The following is a 12,788-nucleotide window of genomic DNA, read 5'->3' as shown; positions in this document are numbered from 1 at the left end:
ACCCGACTCGGCCCGGCCGCCCCGGTCAGCCGCTGCCCCCGACGTCGACCCGCAGCCGTACCTGCTCCGCCAGGCGCTCCAGGCTGCGGTCCAGCTCGGCGTTGACCGCCTGCTCGCCGGGGTCGTGCTGCTCCTCGAAGAAGGACAGGTGGACCGTCACCTCGCTGGCGCCGCTGCCGATGCCGGACACCTGGAGCCAGCCGGCGTAGCTGCCGGTCTCCCGGGTGCCCCACTCCAGCCGCATCTGGTCGCGCTCGGCGCGGAACAGGGCGGGCGCGTCCTCGCCCGTACGGTCCTCGTGCACGGTCACCGCCGGCAGCTCCTCCGCGCGGACGTGCAGATCCTGCGGCAGCCAGCTGTCGAGCTGCCCCACGATGCTCGCCTGGTCGAATACGTGCTCGGGCAGCGCGGGCATCGTACGGGAACGCTCGTATTCGCTCATGCCTGATCCATCCTCGTCATAAGCCGTACCGAATTAGCTGTACCGGCCCCCCTCCGTATCCGTCTGCCCGCAGACGCCGCCCCAAGGCCCACAACCACCCGTTCGCTGTGACCGGGTCCGCCCTTCAGCGGCACCGGGCCCGGCGGGACGGCCGTACCGGGCAACTTCGGTGTCCGTCGCGGGCAAGACAGAGCGGCCGTCCCCGCGGTTGACTTCCGGCCACCCACCCGACGGAACCGGACGACCGCATACGGAGTACGCCATGCCCGAGCAGGCAGCCAACGAGTTCTGGAAGAACCTGAAGCCGATCGAGAACTCCTTCAAGCCGGACGCCCTGCCCGAGGTCCACATCCCGGGCGCGGCCACCGACGACGACCGCTACTACGCGCCGTTCACCGAGACCGTGGGCTCGCGCCCTTTGTGGATCAACGTCAAGGACAACTCCTGGTCCGACATCCTGCGCGCCGAGGAAGCCGGGCTGGTCAACCGGCATTACCACCCGCACGAGGTATTCGCGTACACCCTCTCCGGGAAGTGGGGCTACCTGGAACGGCCCTGGACGGCGCGCGCCGGGGACTTCGTGTACGAGGCGCCGGGGGAGGGCCACACCCTGGTCGCGTACGAGAGCGACGAGCCGATGAAGACCCTGTTCATCGTCAAAGGGCCGCTCATCTGGCTCGACGAGCACGGTGAGCCGACCGGCTACTTCGACGTGCACGACTACATCGCGATGTGCCGCGCCCACTACGAGCGGGTCGGCATCGGGGCCGATTACGTCGACGGACTGTTCCGCTGAGCCCGCGGCCGGACGACGAGGAGTCCCGGATGGCGGAGCAGGCCGGTGGGACGGCTGACCGTACTCCTCGCGGCGCGGCGCGGGGTACGGCGGATCATCGCGGCCGACGTACTGCCCGCTCCCGGAGCCGTGTCCGGTCCCCGCGCCCCGGAGTAGGCTGCGCCCTCCGGCGGGCGCGCCGTCCGCCGGACCCGCTTCGGACCCACGCTCACGGCAAGGAGGCGGAGGTGCCCGGACGTCCCGCCACCTTCACCCGGATCTCGACCCGGTCGGTCGCCCCCGCGGACCGCGTGGACCTGTGGGAGGACTACAACCGGCGGGCCCTGGTCGGCCTGACCTGCTCCCCGTACTCCGAGGACGGCCTGCTGGCCACGCAGACCAACACCGGCCTCGGCGGCCTGCGGCTGGCCGACATCGTCGGCAACGAGCACGTCATCGAGCGCAGCCCCCGGACCTGCCGCACCGCACCCAAGGACTCGGTCTTCGCCACGCTGCTGGTGTCCGGCCAGGCGGTGTTCTTCCATGGCGGCGGCTGCTTCACTCTCGGCCCCGGCGATCTGGTTCTGTACGACACCCGCCGCTCGTACCTGCTCGGGTTCCCCACCGCGATGCGCCAGCTGCTGGTGGACATCCCCCGCGAGGTGTTCGCCGAGCGGTGCCTGCCCGGCGGGGTGCCCGCGCCGCTGCTCTTCAGCCGCGGGGCGACGGACGAGGCGCCGCTGCTGCGCTGCCTGGAGACCGTGCTGGCCGGCCGGTTCGGCCGGCCGGGCGCCGGTGACGCGGCGGCCGAGCGCACCGTACTGGATCTCCTGCGCTCCCTGGCCGTACGCCGTGGTGCGGACGGCCGGGGCGGCGGGGAGCCGGGCACCCGGCTGCTGCTCGCCAGGGAACACATCGACCGGCATCTGGCCGACCCCCGGCTGTGCCCCGAACACGTCGCGGACGCGCTCGGCATCTCCACGCGCCAGCTCGGCCGCGACTTCCGGCGGGCAGGGCCGAGCCCGTCCCGGTACATCCTGGAACGCCGCCTGGAGCGGGCCCGGCAGGACCTGGCCGACCCCGCGTCCGCCCGGCGCACCGTCGCGGACATCGCCCACCGCTGGGGCTTCGCCAGCCAGCCGCACTTCACCCGGGTCTTCCGCGACCGCTTCGGCCGCACACCGGGAGAGAGCCGCCCGGCCGTCATGGGGCCCGGCCGGGCGGACATCGCGGACGTGCGCCGGTCCTCGGAGGAGGACGGGCGTCAGTCCTCGGAGAGGGACACGTTGTAGACGACGCGCCCGTTCAGCTCGGGGTGCGGGCGCACGTACTTGCGGTACGGGGACTCGTTGGAGACCCAGAGCCGCTCGGTCGAGGGCCAGTAGAAGAGGTTCTCGGCGGCCGCCGGGGTACGGCTCCACACGCCGACCGGGCCGTTGGCACTGCCGCGGTAGAGGCAGTACGGCTCACCGAACCGCCGGCGCGCGTCCGGGCACATCGCGGTGAAGTAGAACCGTCCGTCCAGCTGCGCGACACCCTGCGGGCCCGCCAGCGGTACGCGGTACCCGGCACTGGCCCGCACCAGACCGCGGTCGTCGGAGCGCAGCAGGTGGCTCGACGGGTCGAGCGGCCACCGCACCACACGGGAGGTGGGCCTGCTGGTCTCGACGGTCACCAGCGACGGCGAGAACGACGAGCCGTGGTCGATGGAGGCGCCGCTGAAGCAGGGCGTCTCGTTCGGGCTGCTGCCGCACCCGCGGCGGCCGATGAAGGAGTACTCGCCGACCTGCGGCAGCGCGCCCGCCTGCCAGCTCGCGCTCACCGAACCGCGGTGCACACCCACGCGCCCCGAGGACGCGGTGGTGGCCCACAGGTGGCGTACATCGAAGACGCGCAGCCGCTCGTTGCTGTAGAGGAACAGGTAGGGGCCGTACCAGGAGAGCGTGTCGCCGTGTCCCTTCAGCGCGGCGAAACCATTGCGCTGTGGGGCGACGAGCAGGGCGCTGCGGTAGCGCGGCCGGCTCCGGTCGGTGACGTCGGTGAACGACACCTTCATGAAGTGGTCGATCTGCTTGGCGCCGCGCCAGGGCCGGTTGGTCCGGCTGCGCGGGGCGCTCGGGTGGCTGTAGCTGGACGCCCAGCTCGCGGCGACGATGTTGCGTCCCTGCCAGCGTCCGGAGCGCGGCTCGGCCTCCCCCGAGCCGGTCAGGCCCTGCGGAACGTACGCCCATCCCAGGTCGTCCGACGACCCGCGCTGCCAGCAGAAGCCGTCCGCGCCGGACAGCGGCACCCTGGTGGGGCAGCGGGAGAGGTGGGGCGCCGCGTACGCGCGGGTGTTCAGCCAGGAGGTGAGGGACACGGGCCGCAGCTTGCGGAAGCGCCGTTCGAGGGCGTCGACGCGGCCGCGGTCCGAGCCGTTGTAGCGGAGGCGGAAGCCCTGGTGGCCGATGGGCGTGATGACCCCTTTGGACCTGCCGCCGGGCATGGCGCTCTGCGGGAGCTGCTCGTCCCGGAAGGCCCGCTGCTCACCCTCGTGGGCGTAGCGGGCGGAGTCCGCGGCGACCGACGGTGGTTCCTGTGATGTCGCCGCCGGGGCGCCGACCGTGAGAACGGCAGCCAAGGATCCCACGGCGGCCACAAGTGCCGTACACCGAGAAAACTTCAATTCTACCAGCCACTCTTTCCGCAATTCCGTCCTCCGGAATGCCGGGACACCGCGGCGCGCCGGGGCGCGGCGACGGTTCAAGTGCAGCGCGGAGGACAGGAGTTGCAGAGTCGCGGGGCTCCCCGAATGGCAGCTCCCTGATCACAGGAAGAAAGGATTCCACCACCGGGCCGCCTTGGAGGAGTACGCCGACGTCAACAGGCTGGTACTTCACTCGGACGAGCTATACGGAGAGCGGTCAACGCCGGGGCTGATAGCTGGTCGTACGACAAGTAATAAAAGAATTTCATATGCCTATGCGGCCGTGAAATGCGACGGATATCCGGCCCCCGCCGCGCCGTCCGAAAAGAATCCGGCGGCACACGCGGACGGCGGAGCGCCCACGGGAAGACTCCCGCGGGCGCTCCGCCGTCCGCTCCGGACTCCGCTGCTATCCGGCCGCTCCGGCCCCCGCCGCGCACGCCGGGTGGCCCCAGCCGTCGGAGTTCTTCGAGATCGGCTCGCCCTTCCCGTACGCCTGCCCGCAGCGGCACTGGCCGGGGAACCGCGCCTTGATGGTCCCCCGCGACGGCCGCTGTCCCTTGCCCGGGCGCGCCGCCGGGACCCGCCCGGCGCGTGCGGGGCGCGCCGGCCCGCCGGACGAGGCGGTGGGCGGCTCCGGATCCGGCAGCGCGGAACCCAGGGCGCTGCCGATGGCCTGCTGGGTACGGGCGGTCTCGCTGGCCGCCCCGTCCGCCGCCGCGTTCAGCGGGTCCCCGCCGACCTGGTGCGCCGGTACGTACACGAAGTCCACCGACCGCCCGGCGAGCAGCCCGTCGATCGCGACGATCAGGTCCCGGTTGGCCACCGGCTTGCCCGCCGCGGTCTTCCACCCCTTCTTCCGCCACCCCGGCAGCCAGGTGGTGACCGCCTTCATCGCGTACTGCGAGTCCATCCGCACCTGGAGCGGCACGGCGGGGTCGGTGGCCGCCAACAGTTCCCGCAGCGCGGTCAGTTCCGCCACGTTGTTGGTCGCGGTGCCCAGCGGGCCGGCCTCCCAGCGCTCCACGGCGCCCGTGGCCCCCGCGATGACCCATGCCCAGGCCGCGGGCCCGGGGTTTCCTTTCGACGCCCCGTCGCAGGCGGCGGTGATCAGTTCTGCCATCCCTCGATACTGCCAGTACCGCGGACCGTTCCCGACCAGGGCCCCGGCGGGCGTACGCGGTCCGCCGGGGCCCTGCCGCGTCAGCAGGTGGGGCGCTGGGCGTGGGCCGGGTCGAGCGCGTTCAGGGCGAGGCGGGTCGCCGTCCGGTCGTAGGTGATGTTGAGGTGGGTGATGGGATCGATCAGGCAGTGGCTCTGGACCGTCTCGTTGGTGACGTTGCGGGCCGGGGCCAGGAACGCCGAGGAGTACGGGGTCACGACCTCGTCGTACCAGGTGGTGATGACGGTGTAGTCGACGGCCGGGTCGGTCTCGCCGCCGGCGTTCAGTTCCTTGATGAAGCGCGAGCCGACCACCTGCTGCTCGCAGGCGGGGCAGGCCGCGCCGGCCACGACATCGACGCCGGGGATCAGCCGGGCCAGCAGGCCGAGGCCGAGGAGCGACGTGCCATGGTTGGGCGGGACGAAGGCGACGAGCTTGCCGACCTTGGCGGCCCCGCCCAGGTTCTTGATGTAGTACCGCGGCATCATGCCGCCCTGCGAGTACCCGACGAGGTCGACCTTGTCCGCGCCGGTCGCCGCCCGCACCCGGTCGACGAACGCGTCGAGCTGCCCGGCCGACTTCGCGATGTCGCCGGTGGCGAGGATGGGGCCCTGGGCGCCTCCGTAGTTGAGGGCGAAGATGCAGTAGCCGGCGTCCTTGAGCGTGGGGGAAAGCGCGGCCCAGTTGGCGTACCGGTTCTCGAAAGTGCCGTGCACGAGGACGACCGGACGGGGGTGGGCCCGGCCCGGCTTGCACGACCAGTCGTTCGCGCCGATGGGCAGGGCGGTCGGCTTGGCGACCGAGTAGAGGAAGGCGGACAGGAAGTCGCCCTGCCGCGGCCCGACGGGGTCGGCGGCGGTGGGGGAAGCGGTCGCGTGCGGTGCGGAGGCCGCCGGTGCGGCGGTGGTCCGAGCGGTCGCGGCCTGGGCGCTCGGTGCCGTGGCCGTGCCGGCCAGCAGCAGGCCGGCCGTCACCGCCAGGCCGGTCAGTGCGGCCAGCGGCCGGCGTCTTTTGCGCATGGTCCCGTTGCTGCGCATCACGTGTACTCCTCTTGCCGTGGTTCGGTACGGACACAAGAAGGGCGGACGTGGCACGCCGGACCGGTGCCCCGGCGTACCGGGACCGGGAAGCTACCGGCGCGTAACGTCGGGACCACGCTCGCGCCGCAAGGGCCGTTGCGCCAGGGAATACGGCCCGGCGGCGAGGAATGTGTCACGTGGGTGACACCTTTGGGAACTGCCGGGTCAGGCACCGGTGCTTCGGGAGGGCTACGGGAAGCGGTGGACGGCGGGCCGTCGCGGCCCCGGGCGTACCGGAGGCTGGACCGGCGGGGCCGGAACGGGGCACGATCCCGGCCCGGGGACTTGAGCGTCCCGTTGCCCACGGTCCGGAGGAGGCCGGCGATGCAGAACCCGCCCGGTGAGACGTTCGCGCGCGGCCCCTGGCACGAACTTCCCGCGGCCTTTGGGCCGTTGCTGCGTCCCCGGATCGACGCCATCGCCTCCGACATGGTCGAGGCCATCCGTGAGGAGGTGCCCGCCTACCGGCGCCCGCTCGACTCCTCCATGGGGCGCGACCTGGTCGATTCGGTGTGCCGCGCGATGCGCCAGTTCGCGGAGCTGACGGAGGCCCCGGAGAGCGCGCAGGACCACCACGTACGGCACTTCCGTCATCTGGGGCGCGTGGAATTCGTCAACGGGCGCACCACGGACGGCCTCCAGGCCGCCTTCCGCGTCGGCGCGCGGGTCGGCAGCCGCCGCTACGCGGAGATCGCCCGTACGGCTTCGCTGCCCACCGAGATCGTCCTGCCGCTGCACGAGGCGGTGCTGACGCACATCAACGCCCTGTCCAACGAGGCGGTCAGGGGGTTCGTCGCCGCCCAGGCCCGCGCGGAGGGGGAGGCGCAGCGCAGTCGGCGCGCCCTGGCGCAGGCGCTGCTGGAGCAGCCGCGCGGCACGCCCCGCGAACCGCTCGAAGCGCTCGCCGCGCGGGCCCGCTGGCCGCTGCCCCACAAGGTCGCCTGCCTCGTCGTACGGGACGCCGCGGGCAGCCGGTTCACCGTGCCGGGGCTGGGCCGCGACGTCCTGGCGCTGTCGCGCGGAGCGGACCTGGTGGTGATCCTTCCGGAGCCGGGGGACGGCGGCCCGGCCGGTATCGAGGACGTGCGCAGCGCGGTCCGCGGCCGGACCGCGGCGCTCGGACCGGCCGTCGCGCCGCGCGATGCCTGGGTGTCGCTGGTGTGTGTCCGCCTGGCGCTGAACCACCAGCGGGACACGGGCGCGCCGGACGGCGGCCTGCTGGTCGTCGGCGACCGGCTGGCCGACGTGCACCTGCTGGGCGGCGCGCACATCGGGCGCCTGCTGGCGGACCGCGCGCTCGGCGCGCTCGACGGACTGCCCGCGGGCCGGGCGGCGCGGCTGGCGGAGACGCTCGACGCCCTGCTCATGTCATGGGGCCGCAGCGCCCCCGAGGTCGCCCGGGCCCTGGGTATCCACCCCCAGACGGCCCGCAAACGCCTGCGCCAACTGGACGCCCTCTTCGACGGCCGCCTCGCCGATCCGGACTTCCGCTTCGCGGCGCTGCTGGCGTTGCGGACGCGGGCGCTGGGGAGGTGAGGAAACGGTCAGGCGGGCTTCAGGGGGTCGTGGCCGATGTCCATCAGGCCGTGGCGCCAGTCCGTACCGCCGGCCGTCACGTCCGTACCGGCCGGACGCTGGGTGGCGATGATCTCGACGACGCGGCGCATGGCCGCCGCGTCGTCGTCGGTGAGGTCGGTGCGGCGCTTGCCGAGGATCTCCAGGACCTGCCGTCCGAGGGGCCGCCCGGCCCGGTCGGGGACCTCCTCGCTGTTCTCGCCCGCGGCCTCGACGCTCAGCCACTCCTGCAGCTCACGTGAGGTCATGTTGACGGCCTTGTGGAACTCGTCCCACAGCTCGTCGCCGACCTGCGCTGTCATGGACGCCTCCTGGAGATCGTTCTGCTGGGAGATCGTTTCGAACGTACGGAGACTGGGTGTCCAGCGGCCCGCCCGGACAAACCCGGCGATCGGCCGTTCCGGTACGTCGGCCGCGCGCCCGGGCAGTGCCGTACGCCGCGCCCGCCCCGGCAGCCTCATGCACCCCCGGCCCCGCGCAGCCCCGTCAGCACCGGCCGGTGATCGCTGCCGAGGTGGTCCGGCAGCACGGCGGACCCGGTGGCCGTCAGGCCGCGCAGCAGGACGTGGTCGATGCGGACGAGCGGGAACGCCGCTGGCCAGGTGAAGCCGGGGCCGCGCCCGGCCTCCCGCTGGGCGGCGGTCAGCTGCCGGGCCAGCGGTGCCAGGCCGCGGTCGCGCAGGCTGCCGTTGAGATCGCCGAGCAGCACCACGCGGGCCGCCCGGTCCGCCCGTACCCGGTCGGCCAGCGCGGCCGCGCTCCGGTTTCGCGCCCCGACGGTGAAGCCCGCGTCCGCCCGTACCCGTACGGACGGCAGGCGCACGGCGTACACGGCGGTGTCGCCGCCCGGGGTGCCGACGAGCGCCCGTACGGCGTGCGGCCAGGCGCCGCCCAGGTCCAGGCTCGCGGTTTCGCGTACCGGGTAACGGGACCACAGGCCGAGGGTGTTGGCCGTCACGTGGTGCGGGTAGACCGGGCCCAGCGCCCGTTCGTACGCGGGCATGGCCGACGCGGGCACCTTCTCCAGCGCCACCACGTCGGCACCCGTGCCGATGACCTGCCGGGCGACCTCGGCGGGGGAAGTGCGGTCACCGCCGACGTTGAACGTCAGCACGTGGAAGTCGGCCCGCGCGCCGTCCCCGCCCGTGAGATGGCCGGGCAGGAAAACACAGGCCCACACCACCCCCGGCACCAGCGCGGCGGCCGCCCCCACCACGGAGCGGCGCATCGCCGCCCACCCCAGCAGGACCGGCACGGCCGCACCGAACCAGGGCAGCGCGGTCTCCGCCAGACTCCCGATGTGCCCCGGAGTGTCGGGCAGCAGCCCGGGGAATGCCAGCAGCCCGGCGAGGAGGAGGGCGGGGACGGCGATACGGAGTCCGGGGCGCCGCGCGGCACGGGCGGCAGCACCCCGGGTGGACGTTCTCACCGGGCCCGGCCCCTCTCCGTACGGCGGGACAGGCAGCGCCATCCCGCGACGGCGAACCCCACCGCCGTGCAGCCGGCCCCGAGCAGCCCCGCGCAGATCAGCGGGGTGGCGGCGGGCGGGGACAAGGCGACGGCGGTGACCACCAGCGCCGGCAGCACGGCCAGGGCGAAGAGGGCGCGGAGGGCCCCGGTCGTGTTCGCGACGGACTCCGGCGGGCCCGGTACGGCCCGGCTCGGGACGGTCGGGTCGGGGACGGTCGGACTCGGTACGGTCCGGTGCGGCTTCACGGATATCTGGTGCGGCTTCACGGTGATCCTCCTCGGGGCGTACCGGTGGGCACGGTCCGGCGGGCGCGGGCGGGGCCCGCGCTCAGGCGGCGTTGCGGCGGTGCTCGGCGGGGAGCAGCAGCACCCGGTCGTCGGCGTCGTACTCGTACAGCTCGGCGTAGCGGCCCCAGGTGACCGCGGTGGCCAGCTGCCGGTGCGCGGCACGCTCGGAGGCGTGGCCGCCGAGCCGTCCGATCAGGTACGGCTCGCGCAGCCGGCCGCTGCCGGAGGCCAGCAGGAGCGTGCGGATGGTGGCGATGAGCGGGACGTTGGCGAGCGCGGCGGCCGCGAACAGGTGCTTGCGCGGCAGGATGTCGGCGCGGGCGAAGCCGCGGCCGGTGACCGTCAGGTGCAGCCGGTTGCCCGCGACCTTGGCGTAGCCGAGCAGCTGCGCCGCCTCGACCACCGGCATCAGGTCGTCCACCTCGTACGCCAGCGCGTCGGCCAACGCGGCCAGGTCCACGGCCCCGCCCCGGGTGTCCAGGACCTCCAGCAGGCCGGTGAGCGCTTCCACGGTGGCGGCCGGCAGCGGCTCGGCGGCCCGCAGCGGGTCCTGCCCGGGGTCCGCCGCGGGTGCGGCGCGCCGCCCGGTCAGCGCTTCGTAGGCGTCCTCGACCAGCGCCTGGAAGCCGGGATCACGGCGGTTGCGGGGCTGCGGCAGGGCGACCCGCAGGTCGGCCTTGATCCGGCCGGGGCGGGTGTCGAGCACCAGGACGCGGTCGGCGAGCTGGACGGCCTCCTCGATGGAGTGGGTGACCAGCAGGACGGTGCGGGTGGGGGTGTCGGGGTGGGCGAGCAGTTCCAGCAGCTCGTTGCGGAGGGTCTGCGCGGTCAGCACGTCCAGGGCGGAGAACGGCTCGTCCATCAGGAGCACGTCCGGCTCGACGACCAGGGCGCGGGCGAAGCCCACCCGCTGCCGCATGCCGCCGGACAGCTCCTTGGGGTAGGCGTTCTCGAAGCCGTCCAGGCCGACCATGTCGATGGCGCGCAGCGCCCGGCCCCGCCGCTCGACGGCGTGCACGCCGCGGGCCTGGAGGCCGAGTTCGACGTTCTGCTGCACCGTCAGCCACGGCATCAGGGCGAAGGACTGGAAGAGCATCGCCGTACCGGGGTGGGGTCCGGTGACCGGCTTGCCCCGGTAGTGCACGGTGCCGCCGGAGGGCGCCAGCAACCCGGCGACGTGGCGCAGCAGCGTGGACTTGCCCGACCCGGACTTGCCGAGCAGCGCGACGACTTGCCCCTCGTACAGGTCGAAGGTGACGTCGTCGAGGACCGGCAGGACGCCGCCGGAGGGCCCGGGGAAGTCCTTGCGGAGGCCGCGGACGCTGATGACAGGGGTGGTGGCAGAGGTCGTGTTCTTCATGGAATGACTCCGAGGGGTACGGCGGCCCGGGCGCGCGGCGGTCCGAGGGCCCGGGCCGGGGAAGCGGGAGGGGGAGAGCCGTTACAGGGCGCAGCGCTGCACCGCGAAGCGGTACAGCCGCCGCCAGAACAGCCGGTTGATGACGACGACGTACACGCTCATCAGGACGGCCCCGAGGAAGTTGCGGGCGAAGTCGCCGTCGGCGGTGGCCTGCTGGATGTACGCGCCGATGCCGACCGCGGTGAGCGTGGTGCTGCCGTAGGTGACGATCTCCGCCTGGATCGAGGCGTTCCAGGCGCCGCCCGAGGCGGTCAGCGCACCGGTGACGTACGAGGGGAAGACCGCCGGAAGGATCAGCTTCGTCCAGCGCAGCCGGCCGCGCAGCCCCAGGTCGGCGGCGGCCTCGCGCAGGTCGCCGGGGATGGCGCTGGCCCCCGCGATGACGTTGAACAGCACGTACCACTGGGCGCCGAGCGCCATCAGCACGACGCAGCCCCAGTTCAGCGAGATGCCGGAGGCGCCCAGCACGATGACGGCGAGCGGGAAGACGAAGTTCGACGGGAAGGACGCCAGCACCTGCACGATGGGCTGGGCGATCCGGTTGACCCTCGGGTGCATGCCGATCCACACGCCGATGGGCACCCACACCACGGTGGAGAAGGCGACCAGCAGCAGCACCCGGCCGTACGTGATCAGCGCGAGCAGCGCGTCATGGCCGATCTCGGGGAGCGGCACGTGGGCCAGGACATAGGAGACGGCCTGCCAGCCGATGGCCGCGACGCCCAGCGCGTACAGCACGGAGAAGACCAGGTCGCCCCGCTTGCGGCGGGCCTCGTCGCCGGCTGCCCGGAGCCGCCCGCCGCCGGTGCCCAGCACCCGCATCGCGCGGTCGAGCCGTTCACCGGCCGGGCGCAGGGCGCGCCCCAGGCGGCCGGGCAGCGTGGAGCGGCGCAGCAGCTCCAGGACCCGGCTGCGCGGCTGCTCGGCGATCTCGCAGTCCTCGGTACGGAACCGCTCGGCCCATGCCGTCACCGGCCGCCAGAAGAGGAAGTTGACCGACACCACCATCGCGATCATGACTGCGACGGCCAGGGCGACCCGGGCGCCCTCCCCGTCGGCGAGCGCCTGGGCCACGTACGAGCCCATGCCCGGCAGGGCGTTGTCCCGGTGGTTGACGGTGATCGTCTCGGAGGCGCTGAGCGCGAACCAGGCGGCGCCGAAGCTGATCATGCCGTTCCAGACCTGCGCGATCATGCCGCTGGGCACGTCCAGCTTCCAGAACCGCTGCCAGCGGGTCAGCCCCATCAGCCGGGCCGCCTCGTCCAGCTCCCTGGGCTGGGTGGTCAGCGACTGGTAGAAGGCCAGCGCCATGTTCCACACCAGCGCGGTGAAGACGGCGAAGACCGACGCGCATTCCAGCCCCAGCGTGGAGTGCGGGAACAGCGCGACGAAGCCGGTGACGGTGATGCTCAGGAAGGTCAGCACCGGTACGGACTGCAGGATGTCGATCGCCGGGACGATCACCTTGGCCGCCCGCCGGGACCGGGCGGCCCACGTTCCGAACACGAAGGTGAAGAGCACCGCGGGCACCAGCCCCGCGAACATCCGCAGCACGGAACGCGCCGCGTAGTACGGCAGGTGCCGCGGATCGGTGGAGACGGCCGGTGGATTTCCGGGGTCGAAAGGGCGGTCGGCGGTGGCGCCGACCCGTATGACGAGATACAGGAGTACGAGAACGCCGCAGAGGATCAGGAGGTCCACGGGGCGCAGGCGGGCAGCGCGTATCGCGCCGCCGGCCGGAAACCGGCGGAATGTCATGGAGATACCCGTAAGAATTCATGCGGGCAGCCCGGTGCGGCGGCGGATCCGCCGCCGCGGGGGCGTGCTGCCCGGCAGGGCTTGCCGCGGGCCGTCCGGCCCGGTCAGCGGGGGAGGCGGGGGCAACTGGGAG

The 12,788-nt window shown here is 73.3% G+C and carries 12 protein-coding genes; 3 read left to right on the top strand and 9 right to left on the bottom strand.

The window, feature by feature from the left end:
* Positions 1–25: 25 nt before the first annotated feature.
* A complete protein-coding gene (locus IH45_RS0112165) occupies positions 26–442 on the bottom strand; it encodes an SRPBCC family protein (RefSeq protein WP_030665917.1) in 417 nt (138 codons plus the stop codon).
* Positions 443–704: 262 nt separating this feature from the next.
* Here IH45_RS0112165 and IH45_RS0112160 point away from each other — a divergent pair, with 262 nt between their 5' ends.
* Together IH45_RS0112160 and IH45_RS0112150 are read left to right on the top strand one after the other, a co-directional pair.
* Complete coding sequence (locus IH45_RS0112160) at positions 705–1,238, top strand: 2,4'-dihydroxyacetophenone dioxygenase family protein (RefSeq protein ID WP_030665916.1); 534 nt, start codon at positions 705–707, stop codon at positions 1,236–1,238.
* A gap of 227 nt (positions 1,239–1,465) precedes the next feature.
* Positions 1,466–2,509, top strand: a complete 1,044-nt coding sequence (locus tag IH45_RS0112150) for a helix-turn-helix domain-containing protein (protein WP_050514769.1) — start codon at positions 1,466–1,468, stop codon at positions 2,507–2,509.
* Here IH45_RS0112150 and IH45_RS01000000143550 read toward each other — a convergent pair.
* The 3 genes from IH45_RS01000000143550 to IH45_RS0112135 form a co-directional block, all read right to left on the bottom strand.
* Positions 2,482–3,837: a hypothetical protein gene (locus IH45_RS01000000143550; protein ID WP_158813054.1), complete on the bottom strand. Its 1,356-nt coding sequence runs from the start codon at positions 3,835–3,837 to the stop codon at positions 2,482–2,484. The genes IH45_RS0112150 and IH45_RS01000000143550 overlap by 28 nt on opposite strands.
* Positions 3,838–4,312: 475 nt before the next feature.
* Positions 4,313–5,026, bottom strand: coding sequence for a ribonuclease H family protein (locus tag IH45_RS0112140; RefSeq protein ID WP_030665911.1), 714 nt, complete (start codon positions 5,024–5,026; stop codon positions 4,313–4,315).
* 80 nt (positions 5,027–5,106) lie between these two features.
* Positions 5,107–6,102 (bottom strand): esterase/lipase family protein, encoded by a 996-nt coding sequence (locus tag IH45_RS0112135; protein ID WP_030665908.1) that lies wholly within the window; start codon positions 6,100–6,102, stop codon positions 5,107–5,109.
* Positions 6,103–6,468: 366 nt separating this feature from the next.
* Here IH45_RS0112135 and IH45_RS0112130 point away from each other — a divergent pair, with 366 nt between their 5' ends.
* Entirely contained in the window at positions 6,469–7,680 is a 1,212-nt protein-coding gene (locus IH45_RS0112130) for a helix-turn-helix domain-containing protein (RefSeq protein ID WP_030665905.1), read from the top strand.
* A gap of 8 nt (positions 7,681–7,688) precedes the next feature.
* Here IH45_RS0112130 and IH45_RS0112125 read toward each other — a convergent pair whose 3' ends face one another.
* The 5 genes from IH45_RS0112125 to IH45_RS0112105 all read right to left on the bottom strand — a co-directional run bounded on the left by IH45_RS0112125 (position 7,689) and on the right by IH45_RS0112105 (position 12,655).
* Positions 7,689–8,021 carry a DUF3140 domain-containing protein gene (locus IH45_RS0112125; protein WP_030665903.1) on the bottom strand — a complete coding sequence of 111 codons (333 nt, stop codon included), beginning with the start codon at positions 8,019–8,021 and terminating at the stop codon, positions 7,689–7,691.
* A 155-nt stretch (positions 8,022–8,176) separates the two neighbouring features.
* Positions 8,177–9,148, bottom strand: a complete 972-nt coding sequence (locus IH45_RS0112120; protein WP_050514768.1) for an endonuclease/exonuclease/phosphatase family protein — start codon at positions 9,146–9,148, stop codon at positions 8,177–8,179.
* Positions 9,145–9,456 carry a hypothetical protein gene (locus IH45_RS0112115; protein WP_030665896.1) on the bottom strand — a complete coding sequence of 104 codons (312 nt, stop codon included), beginning with the start codon at positions 9,454–9,456 and terminating at the stop codon, positions 9,145–9,147. Before IH45_RS0112115 ends, IH45_RS0112120 begins: the two co-directional genes overlap by 4 nt.
* Before the next feature lie 61 nt (positions 9,457–9,517).
* Entirely contained in the window at positions 9,518–10,837 is a 1,320-nt protein-coding gene (locus tag IH45_RS0112110; RefSeq protein ID WP_030665894.1) for an ABC transporter ATP-binding protein, read from the bottom strand.
* An 81-nt stretch (positions 10,838–10,918) separates the two neighbouring features.
* The gene (locus IH45_RS0112105) at positions 10,919–12,655 is read right to left on the bottom strand and encodes an ABC transporter permease (protein ID WP_030665893.1); all 1,737 of its coding nucleotides are present in this window, start codon (positions 12,653–12,655) and stop codon (positions 10,919–10,921) included.
* Positions 12,656–12,788: the final 133 nt, after the last annotated feature.

The sequence above is a fragment of the Streptomyces rimosus subsp. rimosus genome (assembly GCF_000720725.1).
GTDB lineage: Bacteria > Actinomycetota > Actinomycetes > Streptomycetales > Streptomycetaceae > Streptomyces > Streptomyces rimosus_A.
This window is presented reverse-complemented; position numbering and strand designations above follow the sequence as displayed.

Excerpts from the sequence above, each read along its gene's own strand:
- IH45_RS0112165 (WP_030665917.1), bottom strand. The coding sequence starts at position 442 with ATGAGCGAATACGAGCGTTCCCGTACGATGCCCGCGCTGCCCGAGCAC.
- IH45_RS0112160 (WP_030665916.1), top strand. The coding sequence starts at position 705 with ATGCCCGAGCAGGCAGCCAACGAGTTCTGGAAGAACCTGAAGCCGATC.
- IH45_RS0112140 (WP_030665911.1), bottom strand. The coding sequence starts at position 5,026 with ATGGCAGAACTGATCACCGCCGCCTGCGACGGGGCGTCGAAAGGAAAC.
- IH45_RS0112135 (WP_030665908.1), bottom strand. The coding sequence starts at position 6,102 with ATGCGCAGCAACGGGACCATGCGCAAAAGACGCCGGCCGCTGGCCGCA.
- IH45_RS0112130 (WP_030665905.1), top strand. The coding sequence starts at position 6,469 with ATGCAGAACCCGCCCGGTGAGACGTTCGCGCGCGGCCCCTGGCACGAA.
- IH45_RS0112125 (WP_030665903.1), bottom strand. The coding sequence starts at position 8,021 with ATGACAGCGCAGGTCGGCGACGAGCTGTGGGACGAGTTCCACAAGGCC.
- IH45_RS0112110 (WP_030665894.1), bottom strand. The coding sequence starts at position 10,837 with ATGAAGAACACGACCTCTGCCACCACCCCTGTCATCAGCGTCCGCGGC.
- IH45_RS0112105 (WP_030665893.1), bottom strand. The coding sequence starts at position 12,655 with ATGACATTCCGCCGGTTTCCGGCCGGCGGCGCGATACGCGCTGCCCGC.